Source organism: Paraburkholderia sp. EG286B, assembly GCF_040965655.1.
Lineage (GTDB): Bacteria > Pseudomonadota > Gammaproteobacteria > Burkholderiales > Burkholderiaceae > Paraburkholderia.
The window spans coordinates 1-352 of sequence record NZ_JBFRCF010000197.1 but is presented as its reverse complement, the minus strand read 5'-3'; the positions used below and the strand labels follow the sequence as shown (position 1 = coordinate 352).

General features: G+C 72.7%; 1 protein-coding gene. It reads right to left on the bottom strand.

Annotated elements, in window-relative coordinates; all coding sequences use genetic code 11:
- The coding region (locus tag AB4Y42_RS44390) for an AMP-binding protein (protein WP_368697917.1) at nt 1-352 on the bottom strand (352 nt) is incomplete at both ends.

The window sequence follows — 352 nt, the reverse complement described above, 5'->3', positions numbered from 1 at the left end:
GAGGTGTAGATCACGTAGGCGAGGTGGCGCGCGCTCAGGCCGAGCGTGCGCGGGTCCGGATCGGAGGCCGGCAGGTTCGCCCAGGCCGGCGTTGCCGTGTCGAGATCCACCACCGTCCTATCGAGCAGCGCGTCGCAGCCCAGCGCGGCACGGCCGGCCGCATCGGCCAGCAGCAGCGGCGGCGCCGCATCCTCGAGCACCTGGCGCAGCCGCGCCGACGGATAGGCCGGATCCAGCGGCAGATACGCGCCCCCCGCCTTGAGGATCGCCAACAGCCCCACCACCATCGCCGGACTGCGCGCAAGGCAGATCGCCACCGGCTGATCCGGCCTCACACCGAGCCCGGTCAGAT